Below are 20966 nucleotides of genomic sequence, written 5' to 3'. Positions count from 1 at the left end.
CATGGATGACGCAAAGCTGTTCATCGGCGCGACCGCTGATGGCGCGCGCCAGTCGCTCGACCTCGGCCGCGCCAACCGCCACGGCCTGATCGCCGGCGCGACCGGCACCGGCAAGACGGTGACCCTGCAGGGTATCGCCGAGGGGTTCAGCGCGGCGGGCGTGCCGGTGTTCGTCGCGGACGTGAAGGGCGACCTGGCGGGCCTCGGCATGGCGGGATCGCCCATCGCCGCCACCGACGCCCCGTTCCGGGCGCGCGCGGCGGAGCTGGGCCTGACCGACTGGGCCTATCGCGACACGCCGGTGATCCTGTGGGATCTGTTCGGCCAGGCCGGGCACCCCGTCCGTACCACCATCAGCGAGATGGGGCCGCTGCTGCTCGCCCGGCTGATGAACCTGAACGCGGTGCAGGAAGGCGTCCTCGCTTTGGTGTTCAAGGTGGCGGACGAACAGGGCCTGCTGCTGATCGACCTGGCGGACCTTCAGGCGATGCTGGCCTGGGCGGCGGAGAATGCGGCCGATCTGTCGGCGCGCTACGGCAATGTCACGCGGGCGACGGTGGGGGCGATCCAGCGGCAATTGCTCCAGCTGGAGGCGCAGGGCGGCGACGGCTTCTTCGGCGAACCCGCGCTGGACATATCCGACATGATGACGGTGGCGGAGGACGGGCGCGGCACGGTCAGCGTGCTGGCGGCCGACCGGCTGATGGCGGCGCCCAAGCTCTACGCCACCTTCCTGCTGTGGCTGCTGAGCGAGCTGTTCGAAACGCTGCCGGAGGTGGGCGATCTCGCCAAGCCGAAACTGGTCTTCTTTTTCGACGAAGCGCATCTCCTGTTCGACGATGCCGCGCCGGCCCTGATCGACACGGTGGAGCAGGTGGTGCGCCTGATCCGGTCCAAGGGCGTCGGGGTCTATTTCGTGACGCAGAATCCGATCGACGTGCCGGACGACGTGGCGGGACAATTGGGCAACCGCATCCAGCATAAATTGAACGCCTTCACCCCGCGCGATCAGAAAGCGGTGCGGGCCGCTGCCGACACGTTCCGGGCCAGCCCCGACGTCGATGTCGCGACCGCCATCACCGAATTGAAGGTGGGCGAGGCTTTGGTGTCCCTGCTCCAGCCGGACGGCAGCCCCAGCCCGGTGGCGCGCACCCTGATCCGCCCGCCATCGTCGAGGGTCGGGCCGCTGACCGACAGGGAACGCGCGCTGCTGGTCTCCACCTCGGCGCTGGCGGGCAAATATGACGCACCCGTCAATCGCGAGAGCGCGGCGGAAATGCTCGCCGCGCGGGCGGGCGATGCCAAGGCAGCCGCGGCGAAAGCGGCGGAGGAGGCGGTCGCCGCCAGGACGCAGGCCGACGCGGCCAGGGCGGCCGCCGCGCAGGACAAGCTCGACGCCCGCGAACAGGTGCGACGTGAGCGCGAGGCGGACCGCGCCGCCCAGGCCCAGGCCCGCGCCGAGGAACGCGCCCGCGCCGCCGCCGCGCGCGAGGCGGCCCGGCCGACGCTGGCCGGCAAGATGTTCGAATCCGCCGCGCGGTCGATGGCGTCATCGGTCGGCCGGCAGATTGCGGGCCAGGCCGGCTCGCAATTGCTGCGTGGCCTGCTCGGCGGGTTGTTCAAGCGGTAGGCGTTGAACTTTGGGGCTGGGTGGCGTATTTTGTGAGGGTGACATCATGTCTTTGGGTCACCGCCTGCGGGCTCGGGTGCAGAACCGGGCCTGATCGAATGAACTTCGGTCGTTGCAGCGGCTGAAGTCGGATTGAGGGCCCCGGTCGTTGCAGCGGCTGGGGCTCTTTCCACATTCGGGGCCCGGCGTGCAGGCCGAGCCCCTCCTGCCGCTACTTGGAGCGGGCCACCTCGATGATCTTGAGGACCAGCGAGATGGTTGCCACCACCAGCATGCAGATGCTGATGACGACGTTGGTGAATGTCATGTCTATGTGAATCACCTCCCTCGACGCCGGTGATTGCTGGGCTTGCAGACACAGCGCGGCGCCGGAGGTGCTTCTGACTGTTGGCGCGTGGATAGAATAGTGGGTTTGAACGGCTCGCTTCCGGGATGGCGTTGAGGGCGCTATCTGGCAGGCATGGCCACGACTCCCGACCGCTCCGCCGTTCCCACCGTCAGCCTGGCGCAGGAGGCGCAGGACCCGGAGGGGTTCGCGCAGGCGCTGGGCGGATCGTTCGAGCGCTACGGCTTCGCCATCGTCGCGGACCATGGCGTGTCGCAGGACGTGATCGCGAACGCCGAGGCGCAGGCCAAGGCCTTCTTCGCTCTGCCGGAAGAGGTGAAGCGCCACTATCACCAGCCCGGCACCGGCGGCGCGCGCGGGCTGACCCCGTTCGGGATCGAGACCGCCAAGGGCGCCACCGCCCACGACCTGAAGGAATTCTACCATATCGGGCGCGAACTGCCGGAGGGGCATCGCTTCGCCGAGGTGATGGCGCCCAACATCTGGCCGGAAGAGGTGCGGGAGTTCCGCGCGGCGGAACTGGCCCTCTACGATGCGCTGGACGCGGCGGCCGCCAAGCTGCTGCGGGCGGTGGCGCGCTATCTGAAGCTGTCGCCCGATTTCTTTGACGATACGGTGGCGGACGGCAACAGCGTGCTGCGCCTGCTCCATTACCCACCGATGGGGGCGGACGGCCCCTCGATCCGGGCGGGCGCGCACGAGGATATCAACACCATCACCCTGCTACTGGGGGCGGAGGAAGCGGGCCTGGAACTGCTCGACCGCGACGGCAACTGGCTGCCGGTCCAGCCCAAGGCCGGCGAACTGGCGATCAATGTCGGCGACATGCTGCAGCGGCTGACCAACAATGTGCTGCGGTCGACCACGCACCGGGTGATGAACCCGGCGCCCGAACGGCGCGGCCATGCGCGTTACTCCATGCCCTTCTTCCTGCACTTCCGCCCGGATTATCTGATCGAGACGCTGCCGGGCTGCGTCGGGCCGGATCGCCCGAACCTGTATCCCGATCCGATCACGGCGCACGATTACCTGATGCAGCGCCTGCGCGAGATCAAGCTGATATGAAGCGGGGACTTGCCCTCGCCCTGCTGATCGCCGCCGCCTTCCCTGCGCTTGCGCAGTCGCGGGCAGATGGTTGCGGGCGGGCCGTGACCGTGCACGGTTTTAAACGCTGGGGTCATCCGACCGGAACGACGCTGATGGCCGGGCGGGCGGCGACCTTGGCGCTGCGGCCCGTGGCCGATGTGCATTTCTCGCCCGCGCTGGCCCGCAAGCCGAAGCCGGCGACGTTCGGCGGCTTCTTCCCCCTCACGATCCGGCGGGCGGGGCGATATGAGATCGGGCTGTCGGAACCGGCCTGGATCGACCTGGTCCAGCGCGGCGACAGGCTGGAGTCCGCCACGCACCGCCACGGACCCGCCTGTTCCGGCATCGCCAAGATCGTGGGGTTCGACCTTCGCCCCGGCCGCTACTGGATGCAGCTGTCCGAGGCGAAGGACCGGCGGGTCAGCGTGATGATTGCCGCGAAGCCGATTGCCGTACCAGGGGGCGGCACGGCGGCAGGCCGAGCAGCTTCATATCGCCGCAGCGACGCGCCTGGATCGACCCGTCGGGACCGATGAACACGCCATAGTCGAAGCGCACGTCCTTCAGGTCGCACTTGGCGCGCCACATCATCAGATTGCCCCACGGCCCCTGGCGCGCGGCCTGTTCGACCCGGACGCACTGAAACCCGGAATCGAGCAATGCGCCGCGCAGGGCCGCGCGGCGCGGAATGTCGCCCAGCTGCGACAATTGGTCGCTGGCGGGATTGGCGATGGTGATCGCGGACGCGGGCGGCGCCGCCAGCGCGGCGGCCAGGGTAAGCAGGGCAAAGCGCGTCATCCGTGTCTCCTTGTCGTTCGGGGCGCCGGTCAGCCGCGACCGCGATAGCCGGGCACGCCCTGGTCCGGCAGCCACAATCCGGCGGGCGGGGCGTCCGACTGCCAGAAGACGTCGATCGGAATGCCGCCGCGCGGATACCAATAGCCGCCGATGCGCAGCCACACCGGCTTCATCTCCTCGACCAGTCGCTGGCCGATGCCGACGGTGCAATCCTCGTGGAACGCGGCATGGTTGCGGAACGATCCGAGGAACAGCTTCAGCGACTTGGATTCGACGATCGTTTCCGCCGGCGCATAGTCGATCACCAGATGCGCGAAATCGGGCTGGCCGGTGACCGGGCAGAGCGAGGTGAATTCGGGCGCGGTGAAGCGGACCAGATACAGGCTGCCGGGGCGCGGATTGGGAACATAGTCCAGCGTGGCTTCCTCCGGAGAGGCAGGCAGGCGCGACGTCTGGCCGAGATGGGTGATGCTCATGCGGCCCATGTAGGCGTTCGCGGCGTGTCGCTCAACGGCGCTGGACGTGCGAACAAAAGGAGGCCAGCGTGGGGGCATGACGCGACTCGTGCCCGTGCTGGGCGATCAACTGTCCTTCGCTTTGTCGTCGCTCACCGATGCGGACCCCGGGGACATCGTGATCCTGATGATGGAGGTGGCGGAGGAGACGGCCTATGTCCGTCACCACAAGGCCAAGATCGCCTACATCCTCTCCGCCATGCGCCACCATGCCGCCGCGCTGGAAGACGCAGGGTGGCGGGTCGATTATGTCCGGCTGGACGATCCCGACAATGCCGGCAGCTTCACCGGCGAGGTCGCGCGCGCGATCCAGCGTCACGGGCCCGAGCGGATCGTGGTGACGGAAGCGGGCGAGTGGCGGGTGACGGCGATGCTGGAGGCGTGGGAGACGATCTTCGGCCTGCCGGTGGAGATCCGGGCGGACACGCGCTTCATCGCGGACCATGCCACGTTCGACGGCTGGGCCGAGGGGCGCAGCGACCTGCGCATGGAATATTTCTATCGCGAGATGCGGGTGAAGACCGGCCTGCTGCTGACGGCGGAGGGCAAGCCGGAAGGCGGGCGGTGGAATTTCGACAAGGAGAATCGCAAGCCGGCGGAGGCCGACCTGCTGATGCCGCGCCCCTTGTCCTTCGCGCCGGATGCGGTGACGCGGGAGGTGCTGGCGCTGGTGGCGGCGCGGTTCGCGGACAATCCCGGCAGCCTGGAAGGCTTCGACTATGCGGTGACGCGAGAGGATGCGGAGCGGCAAGCGACGGCCTTCTTCGCCCATGCGCTGGCGGACTTCGGCCCGTATGAGGATGCGATGCTGACCGGCGAGCGCCATTTGTGGCACTCGATCCTGTCGCCCTACCTCAATTCCGGGCTGCTCGATCCGCTCGACCTCTGCCGGCGGGCGGAGGCGGAATATCGCGCGGGGCGCGCGCCGATCAATTCGGTCGAGGGCTATGTCCGCCAGATCATCGGCTGGCGCGAATATATGCGCGGCATCTATTGGCGCGAGGGGCCGGATTATGTGACGCGCAACCACCTGCGCCACACCCGCAGGCTGCCGGCCTTCTACTGGACGGGGGAGACGGACGCGCATTGTCTGCGCGAGACGATCGGCCAGACGCTGGCGACGGCGCATGCCCACCATATCCAGCGGCTGATGGTGACCGGCAATTTCGCGTTGCTGATCGGGGCCGATCCGGCGGAGGTGCATCGTTGGTATCTGGAAGTCTATCTCGACGCTTACGAGTGGGTCGAGCTGCCGAACACGCTGGGGATGAGCCAGTTCGGCGACGGCGGGCTGATCGCGTCCAAGCCTTATGTGTCGTCGGGCGCGTACATCAACCGCATGTCCGATTATTGCCGCCACTGCCGTTATGACGTGACCAAGCGGACGGGGCCGGACGCCTGCCCGTTCAACGCGCTCTACTGGGATTTCCTGGCGCGGCACCGGGAGCGGCTGGAGCCCAATGGCCGGCTGCGTGGGCCGTACCGGACGTGGGACCGGTTCGCGGAGCCCGAGCAGGCGGCGATCCGCGACCAGGCGGCGGGGTTCCTCCAAACGCTCGACGCGGAGGCCGCCAGCTACTAGCCTTGCGGGCATGAGCGAAAAGGGCAGCAAGGGCATCGGCACCCGCCTGGTCGAGGCGGGGCGGCGCAAGGAATGGACGCGGGGCATCGTCAACCCGCCGGTGTGGCGGGCATCGACCTGCCTGTTCGACGACGTGGCGGGACTGCGATCCGCCGTCGCCCGCGCGGACGAGGTGCTGTATTACGGCCGGCGGGGCACACCGACCCAATGGTCGCTGGCCGACGCGCTGACCCAGCTGGAGCCGAGCGCGGCGGGCACGACCTTGCACCCGTCGGGGGTGGCGGCGATCACCACCGTGCTGCTGGCGCTGCTGGAGCCGGGCGACGAACTGCTGATGGTCGACACAACCTATGAACCGACGCGCGCATTCTGCGACACGATGCTGAAGCGGATGGACGTAACCACCCGATATTACGACCCCAGGGTGCGGGGCGCGGACATCGACGCGCTGTTCACCGATCGGACCCGCGTGATCTTTCTGGAAAGCCCGGGTAGTTTGACGTTCGAGGTGCAGGACGTGCCCGCCATCTGCGCGGCGGCACGGGCGCGCGGCGTGCTGACGGTGATCGACAATACCTGGGCGACGCCCTTGCTGTTCCCGGCGATCGCGCACGGCTGCGACGTGTCGATCCTGGCGTGCACGAAATATGTGGTCGGCCATTCGGACGTGATGCTGGGATCGGCGACGGCGGTGGCGGGCACGTTCGAGCGGATCCGTAGGACCGCACAGTCGCTGGGCCAGCATGTCGCGCCGGACGACGCCTTCCTCGCCAGCCGGGGCCTGCGGACGATGGGCGTGCGGCTGAGGCAGCATGGCGAGAGTTCGATCGCGATTGCGCGCTGGCTGGAGGCGCAGCCGCTGGTGGCGCAGGTGCTGCACCCGGCGCTGCCGACCTGTCCGGGGCACGATGTGTTCCAGCGCGACTTTGCCGGCAGCGCGGGGCTGTTCGCCTTCGCGATCCATGGCGACGATGCGGCGCGGGTGCGGCTGGTGGATGCGCTCCAGCATTTCGGGATCGGCTTTTCGTGGGGGGGCTATGAAAGTCTGGCGCTGCCGATCGACCCGGAGCGGACGCGCAGCGCGGTGCCGTGGGTGTCGCCGGGGCCGATGATCCGGCTGCAGATCGGGCTGGAGGATACGGCCGACCTGATCGCGGATCTGGCGCAGGCGCTGGAGCAGGCGGCGGGGTAGGGAGCACCGGATGCGGCGTTGGTCGCGCCCGGAAAATGAGAACAAAGCAAAAACAAACCTTGACAGCGCCCCGCTGTTCGGGCATAAGCAGGGAACGCTGAGGAAGTGTAGCCGAAGGGTCGGCAGGGCTGGCGGTTCGTGAGGACCGGCGGCCTTTTTTGTGGCCGGGCGGGTTTGGTCGGGCGGGATCTGGGTTCGAGACTAGGCCGGTTTGGCGGGCTGGTATCTGGCAGGGTCGCCTGTGGCGCGGACGGCGAAGCGGTAGCGAAGAATTTGTCTTTGCCGACGTCCAGGCACTTCCGTCCTCCTGCGAATGCAGGCGCCTAGAGCCCGGAGCGCACCGTTCCCTTCCTCTCCCGGACTTCGGCCTTCGCCGGAACACGGTGGGTAGCTGAGCTGGTTTGCTGTGGCGGTATCGGTTGAGCTGATGCTGTCGGGCGGGCGGTTCCCTTGAGCGGTTGGCAGGTGCTTTGCCGGCCGGGGTTCCTGCGTGCGCAGGAACACGGAGGGGCGGCGCGAGGCTGGCTCGCACCATGCTCTGGCTTCGCCGGAGCACTGCATTCCGTTGAGCGTAACAGACAGATGAACCGGATGGATGCGGCGTTGGGCCGCTAGCGGCTGACACGCCCAGCGCCGGCGCATGGAAACAGCGTGAGAGGGGCGGGTGGCGGGCTCTTGCCGGTCCGCCCGCGTGGCAATGGCGCGGCGGTATGGCCCCGCGCCCGGGGGGAGCATCGATGGACGAGGAAACCGGACGGGCCGCGCGGCCCGTGCGCAAGGCGGTCGTGCGCAAGCGGGCGGCCAAGCCCAAGCGCGTGCGCTGGTCGACCCGGCGCGAAAATACCTTCATCGCGACGCTGGCGGAAACGTCCAACGTCGCGGCGTCGGCGCGGGCGTCGGGTCTGTCCGAGAGCAATGTCTACCGGCGGCGGCAGGTGTCGCCCGAGTTTCGCGAACGCTGGACCAGCGCGCTGCGCGACGGCGTGGCGAAACTGGAGACGATGCTGCTGGAGCGCGCGCTGAACGGCGTGGCCAAGCCGGTGTGGCATGGCGGCAAGCAGGTCGGCACGATGGTGGAATATTCGGACCGGCTGGCGCTGGCGCTGCTCGCCGCGCACCGGGACGGGCGGACGCAGGGGGCGGTGGCGATGATCGACCGCAGCGCGGACGAACTGCGCGCCGAACTGCTCCACACACTGAGCGACATGAACAGCAGGATGGGCGGCGAGGGCTGACGCCCGTGCCCCCCGAGACTTTTCACAGAAGGAGACCGGATGATGACGGGGACCAAGCCCGCACTGCAATCGCTGACGATCGTGTCGGCGGCGACGTCGGCGTTGCTGAGCCTGCTGGCTGCGTTCGGGGTGACGATCGACCCGGCGCTGGCAGGGCAAGCGGTGGACATAGCGGTGCAGATCGCATCGGCCGTGCTGGCGCTGGTGGCGGTGATCGGCCGGCTGCGCGCCACCACGCGGATCGCGCGCAATGACTAAGCGCGCCAGCCTGGCGCTGGCGGTGTTGCTGCTGACCGGCGCGTGCCGCCATGCAGGCGATCAGGAGCGGGGCCAAGCGATCGGCGCGGCCGATCCACTCGCCCGCGACAAGGCGTTATATGCGGCGGAACTGGCCTTTGCCGGCGCGGTCGCCACGGCCGAGGCGGCGGCGGACCAGGGCTGGCTGACCGGAGCGGCCGGGAGGCGCGCGGCGGCCTTGATCGGGCAGGCGCACAGGACGCTGATCGTGGCGCGGATGGGCGGGCCGGACTGGCCGGCACAGGCGCGGCATGTCGTCGCGCTGGCATCCTCCATCAAAACGGCCGTGCGGGAGCAGCCGCGATGAAGGCGGGCGAACTGATCGCCTTGCTGGATGCGGCGCTGCGCCTGGCGGAGGCGGCGCGTGCGCTGGTGGCGGATGGCAAAGCAGTGCTGTCGTCGGGCGACCGGGCGCTGGTGGATGCCAGATTGCGCGAGATTGCGGCGGCGAACGATGCGCTGGCCGCGCGCGTGACCGCTCGGCTGGAGAGCGAAGCGACCTGACAAGGAGGGGCGGATGGATGGGGGGCTGATGCTGCCCGCCGGCGCGTCGCGGTGCGAGCGGCTGGCGGGGGATAGCCGGGCGGTGCGCGAGCGGTTCGTGGCGGACCTGCCCGTGCCGCTGCTGCGCGGGCTGAAATGGTCGTGGGAGTATTGGGCACGGGCGGGGCAGGTATCGCCGGAGGGCGCGTGGCGGACCTGGCTGATCTTGGCGGGGCGCGGCTTCGGCAAGACGCGGGCGGGGGCGGAATGGGTGCGCGCGGAGGCGGAAGCCCACGCGGATGCCCGCATCGCCCTGGTGGCGGCGACGATCGGCGAAGCGCGCGCGGTGATGGTGGAAGGGCAGAGCGGGCTGCTGGCGATCGCGCCGCCGCATCGCCGGCCGGTGTTTGAACCGTCATTGCGCAAGCTGACCTGGCCCAACGGGGCGATGGCGCAACTCTATTCGGCGAGCGAGCCGGAATCGCTGCGCGGGCCGCAACATTCGGCGGCCTGGTGCGACGAACTCGGCAAATGGCCGGAGGCGGAGGCGGCGTGGGACAATCTGGCCATGGGGCTGCGGCTGGGGCGAGCCCCACGCACGGTGGTGACGACGACTCCGCGACCGACCAGGCTGCTGCGGCGGCTGATCGAGACCGAGCGGACGGCGATCACGCGCGGGCGGACGCACGACAATCGCGCGTTCCTGCCGGGCAGCTTCCTGGCCGACATGGAAGCCAGTTACGGCGGCACGATGCTGGGCCGGCAGGAGCTGGACGGCGAGATGATCGTCGAGGTTCAGGGCGCATTGTGGCGGCGGGCGGTGTTCGAGGAACATCGCGCGCGGGGTACGCCGGACGACCTGGTGCGGGTGGTGATCGGGGTCGATCCGCCGGCGGGGGCCAATCCGTCGAGCGATGCCTGCGGGATCGTGGTGGCGGGGATCGACGCCGACGCGATCGCCTATGTGCTGGCGGATGCAAGCGTGCGCGGCGTGTCGCCGGAACGGTGGGGACAGGCGGTGGCCGATGCCGCCGCCCGCTGGCGCGCGGACCGGGTGGTGGCGGAGGCCAACAATGGCGGGGCGATGGTGGAAAGCGTGCTGCTGGCCGCGGACTCGCTGCTGCCGGTCAGCCTGGTCCATGCGACGCAGGGCAAGGCAGCGCGGGCCGAGCCGGTCGCGCGCCTGTATGAACGCGGGCGGGTGCGCCATTGCGGCGCCTTTCCCGAGCTGGAGGATGAACTGGCCGGGCTGATGGCGGGCGGCGGCTACCAAGGGCCGGGGCGGTCGCCCGACCGGGCGGATGCTCTGGTGTGGGCGCTGACCGAATTGCTGCTGGGCAAGCGCGCCCCCAAGCCGGGCGTGCGGCAGCTGTAGCCGCGCCCGCACGATTTCTGAGGAGAGTATATGCGATTGTTCGGGAAACGGGCGGGCGCCGATCGCCACCGTTTCGCCGTTGATCGACAGCTGCGTCGTGCGCAGCCCCGCTACCGTCGCATAGGCCGGCGTCGTCGCCCCATCGCCGACCTTCAGCAGGAATGCGCTTCCTCGTTCCACCGCCATGTTCATTCTCCCCATTCGCGTTTCATCGTTCCCGGGTCCGCACGCGATATTCGACCGATCCGGCCCACGGTCTGCCCGCCGGGCGCAGGATGCGGCTGCGCAGCAGGATCAGGCTGGCGATGCGGTGGTGCGGCAGATCGGGCGCGAGCCCCTCCACCGCCGCCTCGATCGCGCCGACCACGGCGTGCAGCCGCGCCGCCCGCCCCGCTTCGTCCCACACCTTCACCGTCACGCGATGCTCGCGCCCGCGCCAGGTCTTGCTGCTCCAGTCGGAACACTGCCCCTCCCCGATCACCAGGTAGGGAAAGGCCGCGCGCGCCGGCGGCCCGTCAAACACCCCGCTCGCCAGCAGGCCCAGCTTCATCGCCAGCCCCATCAGCAGCAAAGCCAGGCCGATCCGCACCATCCAGCCGATCACCTCGTTCCGCGCCGATCGCTTGGCGTCGCGCCACGCCCCCAGCAGCTGCCGCAATTCGCCCAGGTCGGTTCGCGCCGCCGGATCGTTCAGGCCCAGCCGCTCCAGCGCGCGTTCGGCCCCCGCCTCGCTCGCTTCCTCCGCCAGCGCGCGCAGCGTTACCAGGGTCGCGCCTTCATTCTCCGCCTGCGCGACCAGCCGCGCCAGCATCGCTCCCGTCTCCATCATGCCTCCGCCTTTCCGAAGCCCAGCATCGCGCGCTTCTCGTCCGCGCTCAGGAAGTCCGCCGCCGTCACCTGCGACCACAAGGCCGCGCGGTCGCTCGCCAGCGCCGGCACCCCGTCCAGGTCGATCGCCAGCGTCAGGCCCGGCCACCACGCCGCCAGCCCCGCGCCGATGCCGTCCACGATCTTGCGCGCCAGCGGCACGATGGTCAGCCGCCACAATGCGCGGTTGGCCTCCGAATAATTGGCATGGGTGCTGTCGCCGGGCAGCCCCAGCAGCATCGGCGGCACCCCGAACGCCAGCGCGATCTCCCGCGCCGCCGCCGCCTTCAGCCCGACGAAATCCATGTCCGCCGGCGTCAGGCTCATCGCCTGCCACTTCAGCCCGCCTTCCAGCAGCATCGGTCGCCCGGCATTGGCGGCGCCGGCAAAGCCCGCCTCCATCTCCGCCTTCAGCCGCTCGAACTGCTCGCGGCTCAAGGCCGCGCCCGCCTCGCCGGGATCGTAGACCAACGCGCCCGATGGCCGCGCCGCATTGTCGAGCAGGGCCTTGTTCCAGCGCGCCGCCGCATTGTGGACCGCCACCGCGCCCGCCGCCGCGCCCAGCGACCCCACCCCATAATGGTCGTCCACCGGGTTCAACGCGCGCAGGTGGATCACGCCCGGCCGCCCCGCCCCGTCGCGCGCCGGCAGCCGCATCGCCGCCTCGCCTGCCCGGTACAGATACGCCGCCGGCCAGCCGCGCGCGTCCGGCTCCACCGCCACCCGCTCGGGGCGCAGCGGAAACAATTCTGCCGGCAGCCCGTCCGCATCGCCTAATATCTGCACAAAGGCATTGCCGTGCAGCAGCAGCTGCGCCGCCACCGCCTCCACCAGCCCCGGCTGGCGCAGCAGCGCCGCCGCCGCATCCTGCCCCTCCTCCGTGGCATAGACCGGCACGCCAGCCGCCCCCTCCGCCACGATCCGCACCGCGCGCTGCGCGATGGGGTTGGCCAGATAGGCGTCGCGCACCTGCCCGTCATAGGATCGCGGCCATTCCCCGCCGACGATCCCGCTGACCGAACGCACGAGCGCCGGCCGCGCGGGCTCACCAACAAGGGATCGGGCGGCTGGCGCGAATTGCTGTCGGGCGCGGGCACGCGCAGCGTGTCGGTGGCGGGCGCGGGCGTGTTCACCGGATCGGCGGCGGAAACGCGGCTGAAGGGCAATGCGCTGGCCGGCACGCTCGATGATTATGAATTGTCGTTCGAGGGCGGCGAGCGGATGCGCGGTCGCTTCCTGCTGACCCGACTGGATTATTCCGGCGATTTCAACGGCGAGCGCACCTACACGCTGGCGCTGGAAAGCTCCGGCGCGGTGACCAGCCTGTGAGCGCCAACCCGGTGCGCGGCGAAGCGGCGTTGCGGGTGGCGGGCGCGGCGTTGGTGCTGCGCCCGACCTTCGGCGCGCTGGTGGCGGCGGAGCAGGAGCTGGGGCCGCTGTTCGCTTTGGTGGAGCGGGCGGCGGCGGGGCAGCTGACGCTGAACGAGATTGCGGGGCTGTTCTGGCATTGCCTGCACGAGCGGCCGGAGGGGCTGACCCGCGATCGGCTGGGCGAGGCGATGGTGGAGGCGGGGCTGGCGGCGATCACGCCGGGCCTGCGCACGCTGATCGCAGACATCCTGAAAGGGCGATGAGCGGGACGTTTGCGCCGCGCGCCGAGCGGCTGGCGGGGCTGGCCGGCGGGCTGCTGGGGTGGCGTCCGCATGAGTTCTGGAACGCCACGCCGAGCGAACTCGCCAGCGTGCTGACCGCCTTGAGCGGCGATGCGGCCGAGGCGCCGAGCGAGGGCGAGATGACGCGGTTGAAGGAGATGTTTCCGGATGGATGAGGAAATCGACAGCCTGATCATCGGCGTGCGGGCGGACACGCAGGCGTTTGCGCGCGACGTGTCGGCGATGCGCGCGTCGCTGGGCGATGGCCTGGGCGGCGGCGCGGACCGGGCCGGACGCGCCATCGAGGGCGCGCTGGCGCGGGCGGTGCGCGGCGGCAAGCTGGGGTTCGACGACCTGAAGGCGGTGGCGCTGCGCAGCATGGAGGAGATTGCCGGCGCGGCATTGCGCAGCGGGATCGGCGCATCGGGTGGCGGCGGGGGTCTGGCCGGAGTTGCCGGCACCTTGCTGTCGGCCGTGCTGGGCCTGCCCGGACGCGCCACCGGCGGACCGGTGTCGCCGGGTGCCGCTTATGTGGTGGGCGAGCGCGGGCCGGAATTGTTCGTGCCGACCAGCAGCGGGACGGTGGTGCCGACGCAGGCGGGATCGTCGGCGCGCGACGTGCGGGTGTCGATCGCCATCACCGCGCCGGGCGGCAGCGACAGCCCGCGCGCCCTTGCGCGGTCGAGCCGCCAGGTGGCGCAGGCGGTGGCCCGCGCGATCCAGAATGCGGAGGGCTGAGCGATGGGATGGCGGCTGGCGCAGGCGGGGGAGCAGCCCTCCACCGGCTATGTGAAGCGGTTCGACCCGCGTTTCTGGACGGTCAATTTCCCCCGACCGATGATGGCGGCGGTGACCACGGGCGGGCCGCACGATCTGACGATCGACACCGTCTTTTATCGGCGGGACGATCTGGCGGGGCTGATTTGGGAGGCGGAGGACCGGCACGACCACCCATTGCTGGCCTATCGCACGGATCGGGATTTTCGCGGCTGTCGCCTGCGGTTTCGCTGGCGGTCGCAGGGGATCATGCCGCTGGATGCGGTGAACGGACCGACGCTGACCGTGGAAGGGCGCGATGCGGAAGGGCTGCCGCGCGCCTGGTATGTCAGGCTGTGGAATTATGCGGTGGGATCGCCGGAGGATGCGGTGGTCACGCTGGACTTCGACGCGCTGGCGGGCGGGTTCCTGCCGAGCGAGGCCGATCCGGTGTGGTGCGGCGACATCGACCGGCTGTTCATCTCGCTGGTCGCGCCGGGCTTCACCAACACGGATGCGATGCTGGACGTGGCCGTGGAAGGCCGAGTGCGGTTGACGGACATGGCCTGCGATGGCGCGCGATCGATGCTGGCGATCGGTGACCCGCTGGTGCCGGAGCATCGGCTGCGCATCGCCAGCGGTTATGACGACAGCTACCACCTGACGCCCGCGCGATTGCTGCGCAACATGCTGCAGCTCGGCTATCGCGGTACGATCAACCATTATGTGGGGATGAGCCATTATTTCCGGCTCGAACCGGCGAGCGGCGGCCTGTATGCCAGCTTGCGCGGCGGGGCGCTGAATGCGCCGTGCATCGCCTGGCACCGCGACTTTGCGGCGCGGGCGCGGGCGATCGGTTACGAGCTGATCCTGTCCTTGTCGTTCGAGCTGTTCGACGCGCATTGCTGGAACGACTGGAAGCAGCGGACCTGGGACGGTGCGCCCGCGCTGACCGGGTGGGAGCCGCCGTCGACCCTGCTGTCGCCGGCGCATCAGGGCGCGATGAATTATCTGCGCGCGGTGGCGCAGGCGTTTGTCGCGATCGCGCAGGCCGCGGGTCTGCCGGTTCGCTTCCAGATCGGCGAGCCATGGTGGTGGATCACGCCAGCGGGCGTGCCGTGCCTGTACGATGCGGCAGCACGCGCGGCGTGGGGCGCGGGCGGTGTAAAGATCGCCAGCGTATATGATGCCATGGCCGCGCCGCAGACCGCGCTGCTGGACGCGGCCGGCGCGATGCTGGCCAAGGCTACGGCGGGCATCGGCGACGCGGTGCGGGCGCAGGCGCCAGGCGCGGAGCTTCTGTTGCTGGCTTACCTGCCGAGCCTGCTGGATGCACGCGCGCCCGAGGTGCGGCGCGCCAACGTGCCGCTCGGCTGGGCGCGTCCGGCGTTCGATCGCCTGCAGCTGGAGGATTATGACTGGGTGATCGCCGGCGACAGCGGCACCACCGCGCGCGGCGTGGCGGCGGCGGTGGCGCGACTGGATTACCCGCTGGCCGAAACGCACTATTTCAGCGGCTTCGTGCTGCACAAGGACGCTGCGCCGCTGTGGCGGGAGATCGACGCCGCCGCCATGGCCGGCCGCGCGCGGGGCCATGCCGACGTGTTCGTGTGGGCGATCCCGCAGGTGATGCGCGACGGCTTCGTACATTTCGACATGGGGGAGGATGACACCATGCAGGCGTTTGACGACGTCGGCTTCCCGATCGCGATCGGCCGTACCGCCAGCGTGGAGCCGAGCTTTTCCACCGCCGTGGTCACATCGGCATCGGGCGCGGAGCAGCGCAATGCCGATTGGGCGCAGGCGCGGATGCGGTTCGATGCCGGGCCCGGCATACGATCGGAGGCCGACATGCAGGCGCTGATCGGCTTTTTCCGGGCGCGGCGGGGATCGGCGCGCGGCTTTCGCTTTCGCGATCCCTTCGACGACAGTTCGCGCGGCATGACCGGCACGCCGACGGCCAAGGACGTGGCCATCGGCACCGGCGACGGGGTGCGCACCCGCTTCCCGCTCGTAAAGCATTATGGCGATGCGGAGCCGGAGACGCGGCGCATCACCCGGCCGGCGCCGGGCAGCATCCTGGTCGCGCTGAACGGCGCGGCGCGGCTGACCGGCTGGACGCTGGAGGAGGGCGGGTTCGTGTCCTTCGCAACGCCGCCGGCCACAGGCGCGGTGGTCACCGCCGGGTTCCGGTTCGACGTGCCGGTGCGGTTCGAGCAGGACCAGCTGCACGTCTCGCTGGCGGCGGTGGCGGCTGGCGAGGCGCCGTCCGTGCCGTTGATCGAACTGCGCGAGACATTCCAATGATCGGCTGGCTGCAAGGCGACCTCACCACTTTGGCTTTGTGCTGGCGGATCGAGCGGCGGGACGGCGTGGCACTGGGCTTCACCAGCCACGACCGCGATCTGCTGCACGATGGGCTGCTGTATCGCGCGGCGCCGGGCATGACGCCATCGGCGGTGAGCCTGACCGACGGGTTCGAGGTCGACACGCTGGAGATAGCGGGCGCGCTGACCCACGATGCGATCCGCGAGGAGGATCTGGCGGCGGGGCGCTGGGACGGCGCGACGGTGCGCCTGTTCGCAATCGACTGGAGCGATCCGGCGGCGGAAATCGTGCCGCTGATGCGCGGCGAGCTGGGCGAGAGCAATGTGCGCGACGGGGCCTTTACCGCCGAACTGGCCGGCCCCACCGCCGTGCTGGCGCGGCCGGTGGTGGAGGAAACCAGCCCCGACTGCCGCGCCAACCTGGGCGACGAGCGGTGCCGGATCGACATGGCGGACCGGGTGCGGCTGGCGCGGGTCACGGGTTGGGACGGGCAGGCGTTGACGATCGACGTGGCCGAGCCGGTGGCCAATGCCTATGGCTCCGGCCGGCTGCGCTGGATCGGCGGCACCAACAGCGGGCTGTCCAGCCTGATCGCCCTGTCCGAGGGCAACCGGCTGGTGCTGCGCGACGACCCGCCCGCCGTGCCGGTGGTCGGTACCTTGGTGGAGATCAGCGAGGGATGCGACCGCACGATCGCGACCTGCGCCGAACGGTTCAACAATGCTGCCAACTTTCGCGGCGAGCCGTACCTGCCGGGCGTGGACCTGCTGACCCGCTATCCGGGCGCGTGAACATGGGCCGCAGCGAAGAGATCGTGGCGCGGGCCCGCGCCTGCGTCGGGGCGCGCTTTCGCCCGCACGGACGCGATCCCGCCTTTGGACTGGACTGCGTCGGCGTCGCGGCGGTGGCGTTTCGGCGCGATGTGCCGACCGGCTATCCGCTCCGGGGCGGACATGCGGGCGGCATCGCCGGCATTATCGATCGCATGGGCCTGATCCGGGTGGCGGGGGCGAGCCAGGCCGGCGACCTGCTGTTGCTGCGGGTCGGGCATGCACAATTCCACCTCGCCGTGCGAACCGGGGAGGGCTTTGTCCATGCCGATGCGGGATTGCGCCGCGTGGTGGAAACGCCGGGGGAGCCGGTCGGCGACATGGTGGCATGCTGGAGGGAGGCACACTGATGGCGACGTTGGTATTGACCACGGTCGGCAGCCTGGTGGCGGGGCCGATCGGCGGTGCGATCGGCGCGGTGCTGGGCAACCAGCTGGACCGCGCGGTGCTGAAGCCCAAGGGGCGGCAGGGGCCGCGCCTGGGCGACCTGGGCGTGCAGACATCCGCTTATGGCAGCCGCATTCCCAAGCTGTTCGGGACGATGCGCGTCGCGGGATCGGTGATCTGGGCGACCGACCTGCGCGAGGAGGCGCACCGTTCGGGCGGAGGCAAGCGCGGTGGGGCGACCACCAGCTACAGCTATTCCGCATCCTTCGCGGTGGCCCTGTCCGCCCGGCCGATCCGGCGGGTCGGTCGAATCTGGGCCGACGGCAAGCTGCTGCGCGGCGCGGCCGGCGACTGGAAGAGCGAGACGGGGTTTCGCCTCTATCTGGGTAGCGAGGACCAGCCGGTCGATCCGCTGATCGCGTCGGCAGAGGGGATCGGCGCGGCGCCGGCCCATCGCGGCATCGCCTATGCGGTGTTCGAGGCGATGCAACTGGCGGATTACGGCAACCGCATCCCTTCGCTGACATTCGAGGTCGAGGCGGACCCGGAACCGGCAGCCGTGGCCGCGATCGCGCGCGAACTGAGCGGCGGGCGCCTGCAAGGGACCGGCGGCCCGGCGCTGGGCGGGTTCGCCGCCAGCGGGGACAGCGTACGGGGCGCGTTGGAGGCGCTGACCGCTTTGTGTCCGATGGCGTTGTGCGACGATGGCCGGGCGTTGCGGATCAACGACGCGGCCGTGCGGCCGATCGACCGCGGGGCGCTGGGGACAGGCCATGACGCGACCCGCCAGCCGGCGCATGTGCGCGATCGAAAGGCCGCCGCCACGCTGCCCGATGCGGTCGCGATCGCCTATTATGATCCGGCGCGCGATTATCAGGCGGGACTGCAACGGGCGCGGCGCGACGGCATTGCCCGGCGGGAAGAGCGCATCGACCTGCCCGCGGCGATCGGCGCAAGCGCGGTGCGCGGGCTGGCGGAGGATGCGCTGGCCCGCCGCTGGCGCGAGCGGAACCAGGCAATGGCGCACCTGCCGTGGCGGATGCTGGAGGTGCGGGCCGGCGCGCGCGTCGCCCTGGACGATGCGACGTGGCGGGTCGCGGGCTGGTCGCTGGAGAAGATGGCGCTGACCCTGTCGCTGCGCGGCGAGGGCAAGTCGTTCGCGCCCGTTCCGCCCGTCGATCCCGGCCGCGTCACGCCGGCGCCGGACCTTGCGAGCGGCGAAACCCGGCTGGAGCTGTTCGAACTACCCGCGCTGGACGATGTCCTGGCGACGGCGCCGCAGGTGGTGCTTGCCGCCGCGGGCACCAGGCCGGGATGGCGGCGCGCCTCGGTCGGCGTCAGCCTGGACGGCGGCGCAAGCTGGCGGGAGGCGGGCGGGACGGCACTACCGGCGACGATGGGGCGTACGCTGGGGAGGCTGGCGACGGGACCGACCACCGTGTTCGACCATGTCACCACGGTGGAAGTTGAACTGCTGCACGACGCCATGATGCTGCAGAACGCGGATGCGCCGGCGGTGGCGGGTGGGGCCAACCTGGCGCTGATCGGTGGGGAGCTGGTGCAGTTCATGCGCGCCGACCAGGTTGCCGCCACCCGCTATCGGCTCAGCGGATTGCTGCGCGGCCGGCGCGGTACGGAGCAGGCGGTGGATTCGCATGGTGAAGGCGAGCGGTTCGTGCTGATCGATGCGCGGACCTTGTTGCCGATACCCGTTCCCTTGTCCTCGCTGGGCGCGACCTTGACGGTGTCGGCGCAGGCATCAGGCGACGGCGGTGCCGACATCCAGGCTGCCTGCCCGATCGAGGGGCTGGCGCTGCGGTCGCCGCGACCGGTGCAACTCGCCATTCGGCGACTGGCCGATGGCACGCTGCGGATTGCCTGGACGCGCAGGAGCCGGCTGGGATGGGCGTGGTTGGACGGCGGGGATGTTCCGCTTGCCGAGGACCGGGAGGCCTATCGTCTGGTCCTGTCGCTGCCCGGCAACCGCGAGCGCGTGATCGAACTGGCAGAGCCCCGGCATGATTATGCCCCGGATGCGCAGCGCGATGACGGGGTGGGGCGGGGAACGGCCATCGGCGTGGCGGTGCGCCAGATCGGGACCCACGCGCCATCCGACACCGTCACCGGCATCTGGACCTTGTGAGGAGAAGATCATGAGCGATACCACCGCGCGCTGGAACCTGCCGCTGCTGTCCGCCGGCCAAGCGCAGAAGGAGATGTTCCACAACGAGGCGCTGATAGTGCTGGATGGTCTGGTGCAGCCGTCCGCCGCCGGGTTCGGCGTCAACGAGCCGCCGGCAAGCCCCGTTCCAGGACAGAGCTGGATCGTGGGCCCCGCGCCATCGGGGGCGTGGAGCAGCCACGCCAACAATCTGGCCGCCTGGACCGATGGAGGCTGGCGGTTCCACGGTCCACGCGCGGGAACCACCGTGTGGGTCGAGTCGGACCAGCTGTTCGCATCCTGGATGGGGCAAGGCTGGCGCTTGGGGGTCGCCAAAGTATCGGCGGTGGAGGTGGCCGGCCGCCAGGTGGTGGGGACGCAAGGTTCCGCCATCGGCGACCCATCCGGCGGCACGGTGGTGGATATGCAGGCGAGGGCAGCCGTTTCGGCCATCCTTGCTGCATTGCGGCAACATGGGCTGATCCGCACGCAATAATTTTTTCCGGGGCATGCAACCTAAGCCGGGAATCTGAGTTTAGGCGTCGTCACCAGGGCTATGGCCATACGCAAGGACTGCCATAATACCGAGACATTTCGGCAACAGTGCACATTTTTGCGCACTTGCGTAGAACCCTGGCGAAGCTTAGTTGGTTACAGTAACCCGGACGCAACCCAGGTAGGAAAAAGGGGATCCCAATGCGTAAAATCGCTGCGATGGCCATTCTGGCTACGACGGCGCTCGCATCGCCCGCCATCGCCAAGGACAATGCTTGGTATGTTGGCATCGAAGGCGGTGGTATTATTGTTGAAAACACCGATATCAACATCGGTGCGGTCGACGATGCCGTTACGACCCGTCACAAGGACGGCCTGTTCGACGTCGATGGTATCATCGGCTATGACTTGGGCATGGTGCGCCTTGAGGGTGAAGTCGGCTACAAGCGGACCGAGGTGGACAGCCACACGACCCGCACCGTTCTGAACGGCGCGCCGGCTGGTACCTACAACAGCAATCAGAGCGGCAACACGTCGGTGCTGAGCTTCATGGGCAACGCCCTGCTCAACTTCGGCAGCGATGACGGCATCCAGGGCTTCGTCGGCGCAGGCGCCGGTGTGGCGCGCGTCCACTATGGCATCTATCGCCTGAACGGCGGCAACTGGTTCCTCGACGGCAGCGACACGCGCTTTGCGTGGCAGGCACTGGCCGGCGTGCTGTTTCCGGTCACCGATCACATCGACATCGGTGCCAAGTACCGCTTCTTCAACGTCTATGGCGTCAACATCCGCAGCAGCACGGCCAACGCCGCTGCTCTCGGCGACTCCACGGCGCGGTATCGTTCGCACAGCCTGCTGGCGAGCCTGATCTACAACTTCGGCGAGCCGGCCGCACCGCCGCCCCCGCCGCCGCCGCCGCCCCCGCCGCCCCCTCCGCCGCCGCCCCCGCCC

General features: G+C 69.8%; 24 protein-coding genes and 1 pseudogene. 19 read left to right on the top strand and 6 right to left on the bottom strand.

The features are described from left to right. The first annotated feature begins 1 nt into the window (after position 1). Positions 2-1630 carry a helicase HerA-like domain-containing protein gene (locus tag Q0D93_RS13880; RefSeq protein ID WP_294395399.1) on the top strand — a complete coding sequence of 543 codons (1629 nt, stop codon included), beginning with the start codon at positions 2-4 and terminating at the stop codon, positions 1628-1630. 460 nt (positions 1631-2090) lie between these two features. Then, the gene (locus tag Q0D93_RS13875) at positions 2091-3041 is read left to right on the top strand and encodes a 2-oxoglutarate and iron-dependent oxygenase domain-containing protein (RefSeq protein ID WP_294395397.1); all 951 of its coding nucleotides are present in this window, start codon (positions 2091-2093) and stop codon (positions 3039-3041) included. A 112-nt stretch (positions 3042-3153) separates the two neighbouring features. Here the strand turns inward: Q0D93_RS13875 and Q0D93_RS13870 are convergent, their stop codons facing one another. The 3 genes from Q0D93_RS13870 to queF all read right to left on the bottom strand — a co-directional run bounded on the left by Q0D93_RS13870 (position 3154) and on the right by queF (position 4336). Next, positions 3154-3408 carry a hypothetical protein gene (locus Q0D93_RS13870; RefSeq protein WP_294395396.1) on the bottom strand — a complete coding sequence of 85 codons (255 nt, stop codon included), beginning with the start codon at positions 3406-3408 and terminating at the stop codon, positions 3154-3156. Between the two features lie 74 nt (positions 3409-3482). After that, positions 3483-3860 carry a hypothetical protein gene (locus tag Q0D93_RS13865; protein WP_294395394.1) on the bottom strand — a complete coding sequence of 126 codons (378 nt, stop codon included), beginning with the start codon at positions 3858-3860 and terminating at the stop codon, positions 3483-3485. A 29-nt stretch (positions 3861-3889) separates the two neighbouring features. Further along, a complete protein-coding gene (queF, locus tag Q0D93_RS13860) occupies positions 3890-4336 on the bottom strand; it encodes a preQ(1) synthase (protein WP_294395391.1) in 447 nt (148 codons plus the stop codon). A gap of 76 nt (positions 4337-4412) precedes the next feature. On the opposite strand from queF, the gene Q0D93_RS13855 reads away from it, so the two are divergent. The 7 genes from Q0D93_RS13855 (at position 4413) to Q0D93_RS13825 (ending at position 10539) form a co-directional block, all read left to right on the top strand. Then, positions 4413-5957, top strand: a complete 1545-nt coding sequence (locus Q0D93_RS13855; protein WP_294395389.1) for a cryptochrome/photolyase family protein — start codon at positions 4413-4415, stop codon at positions 5955-5957. A gap of 10 nt (positions 5958-5967) precedes the next feature. Next, positions 5968-7149, top strand: coding sequence for a cystathionine beta-lyase (metC, locus tag Q0D93_RS13850; protein ID WP_294395387.1), 1182 nt, complete (start codon positions 5968-5970; stop codon positions 7147-7149). A 737-nt stretch (positions 7150-7886) separates the two neighbouring features. Beyond that, complete coding sequence (locus tag Q0D93_RS13845) at positions 7887-8384, top strand: hypothetical protein (protein ID WP_294395384.1); 498 nt, start codon at positions 7887-7889, stop codon at positions 8382-8384. A 39-nt stretch (positions 8385-8423) separates the two neighbouring features. Continuing rightward, a complete protein-coding gene (locus tag Q0D93_RS13840) occupies positions 8424-8642 on the top strand; it encodes a hypothetical protein (RefSeq protein WP_294395382.1) in 219 nt (72 codons plus the stop codon). Beyond that, positions 8635-8988: a hypothetical protein gene (locus tag Q0D93_RS13835; RefSeq protein ID WP_294395381.1), complete on the top strand. Its 354-nt coding sequence runs from the start codon at positions 8635-8637 to the stop codon at positions 8986-8988. Before Q0D93_RS13840 ends, Q0D93_RS13835 begins: the two co-directional genes overlap by 8 nt. Continuing rightward, positions 8985-9185, top strand: a complete 201-nt coding sequence (locus Q0D93_RS13830) for a hypothetical protein (protein WP_294395379.1) — start codon at positions 8985-8987, stop codon at positions 9183-9185. The genes Q0D93_RS13835 and Q0D93_RS13830 overlap by 4 nt, the downstream gene beginning before the upstream one ends. Before the next feature lie 13 nt (positions 9186-9198). After that, the gene (locus Q0D93_RS13825) at positions 9199-10539 is read left to right on the top strand and encodes a terminase family protein (protein ID WP_294395377.1); all 1341 of its coding nucleotides are present in this window, start codon (positions 9199-9201) and stop codon (positions 10537-10539) included. A gap of 60 nt (positions 10540-10599) precedes the next feature. Here Q0D93_RS13825 and Q0D93_RS13820 read toward each other — a convergent pair. The 3 genes and pseudogenes from Q0D93_RS13820 to Q0D93_RS13810 all read right to left on the bottom strand — a co-directional run. Beyond that, positions 10600-10725, bottom strand: a pseudogene (locus tag Q0D93_RS13820) (phage tail tube protein); the annotation flags it as partial. Between the two features lie 22 nt (positions 10726-10747). Next, positions 10748-11368, bottom strand: a complete 621-nt coding sequence (locus Q0D93_RS13815) for a DUF3168 domain-containing protein (protein WP_294395375.1) — start codon at positions 11366-11368, stop codon at positions 10748-10750. Further along, positions 11365-12432: a phage portal protein gene (locus tag Q0D93_RS13810; RefSeq protein WP_294395374.1), complete on the bottom strand. Its 1068-nt coding sequence runs from the start codon at positions 12430-12432 to the stop codon at positions 11365-11367. Before Q0D93_RS13810 ends, Q0D93_RS13815 begins: the two co-directional genes overlap by 4 nt. On the opposite strand from Q0D93_RS13810, the gene Q0D93_RS13805 reads away from it, so the two are divergent. The 10 genes from Q0D93_RS13805 to Q0D93_RS13760 form a co-directional block, all read left to right on the top strand. Then, positions 12340-12735, top strand: coding sequence for a phage tail tube protein (locus tag Q0D93_RS13805; RefSeq protein WP_294395418.1), 396 nt, complete (start codon positions 12340-12342; stop codon positions 12733-12735). The genes Q0D93_RS13810 and Q0D93_RS13805 overlap by 93 nt on opposite strands. Further along, a complete protein-coding gene (locus Q0D93_RS13800) occupies positions 12732-13040 on the top strand; it encodes a gene transfer agent family protein (protein ID WP_294395372.1) in 309 nt (102 codons plus the stop codon). Before Q0D93_RS13805 ends, Q0D93_RS13800 begins: the two co-directional genes overlap by 4 nt. Beyond that, positions 13037-13234: a phage tail assembly chaperone gene (locus Q0D93_RS13795; protein ID WP_294395370.1), complete on the top strand. Its 198-nt coding sequence runs from the start codon at positions 13037-13039 to the stop codon at positions 13232-13234. The genes Q0D93_RS13800 and Q0D93_RS13795 overlap by 4 nt, the downstream gene beginning before the upstream one ends. Beyond that, positions 13227-13796, top strand: a complete 570-nt coding sequence (locus Q0D93_RS13790) for a tail tape measure protein (RefSeq protein ID WP_294395368.1) — start codon at positions 13227-13229, stop codon at positions 13794-13796. The genes Q0D93_RS13795 and Q0D93_RS13790 overlap by 8 nt, the downstream gene beginning before the upstream one ends. Before the next feature lie 3 nt (positions 13797-13799). Further along, on the top strand, positions 13800-16121 hold the full coding sequence (locus Q0D93_RS13785; RefSeq protein WP_294395366.1) for a DUF2460 domain-containing protein: 2322 nt from the start codon (positions 13800-13802) through the stop codon (positions 16119-16121). Next, positions 16118-16933 (top strand): DUF2163 domain-containing protein, encoded by an 816-nt coding sequence (locus tag Q0D93_RS13780; RefSeq protein WP_294395365.1) that lies wholly within the window; start codon positions 16118-16120, stop codon positions 16931-16933. Before Q0D93_RS13785 ends, Q0D93_RS13780 begins: the two co-directional genes overlap by 4 nt. 2 nt (positions 16934-16935) lie before the next feature. Continuing rightward, positions 16936-17322 carry a peptidoglycan endopeptidase gene (locus tag Q0D93_RS13775; RefSeq protein WP_294395363.1) on the top strand — a complete coding sequence of 129 codons (387 nt, stop codon included), beginning with the start codon at positions 16936-16938 and terminating at the stop codon, positions 17320-17322. Continuing rightward, positions 17322-19502 carry a phage tail protein gene (locus tag Q0D93_RS13770; RefSeq protein ID WP_294395361.1) on the top strand — a complete coding sequence of 727 codons (2181 nt, stop codon included), beginning with the start codon at positions 17322-17324 and terminating at the stop codon, positions 19500-19502. The genes Q0D93_RS13775 and Q0D93_RS13770 overlap by 1 nt, the downstream gene beginning before the upstream one ends. A 10-nt stretch (positions 19503-19512) precedes the next feature. Further along, positions 19513-20016, top strand: coding sequence for a DUF2793 domain-containing protein (locus Q0D93_RS13765; RefSeq protein WP_294395359.1), 504 nt, complete (start codon positions 19513-19515; stop codon positions 20014-20016). Between the two features lie 200 nt (positions 20017-20216). Next, the coding region (locus Q0D93_RS13760) for an outer membrane beta-barrel protein (RefSeq protein ID WP_294395357.1) at positions 20217-20966 on the top strand (750 nt) is incomplete at its 3' end.

Source organism: uncultured Sphingomonas sp. (assembly GCF_934560975.1).
Taxonomy (GTDB): Bacteria; Pseudomonadota; Alphaproteobacteria; order Sphingomonadales; family Sphingomonadaceae; genus Sphingomonas_I.
This window is presented reverse-complemented; position numbering and strand designations above follow the sequence as displayed.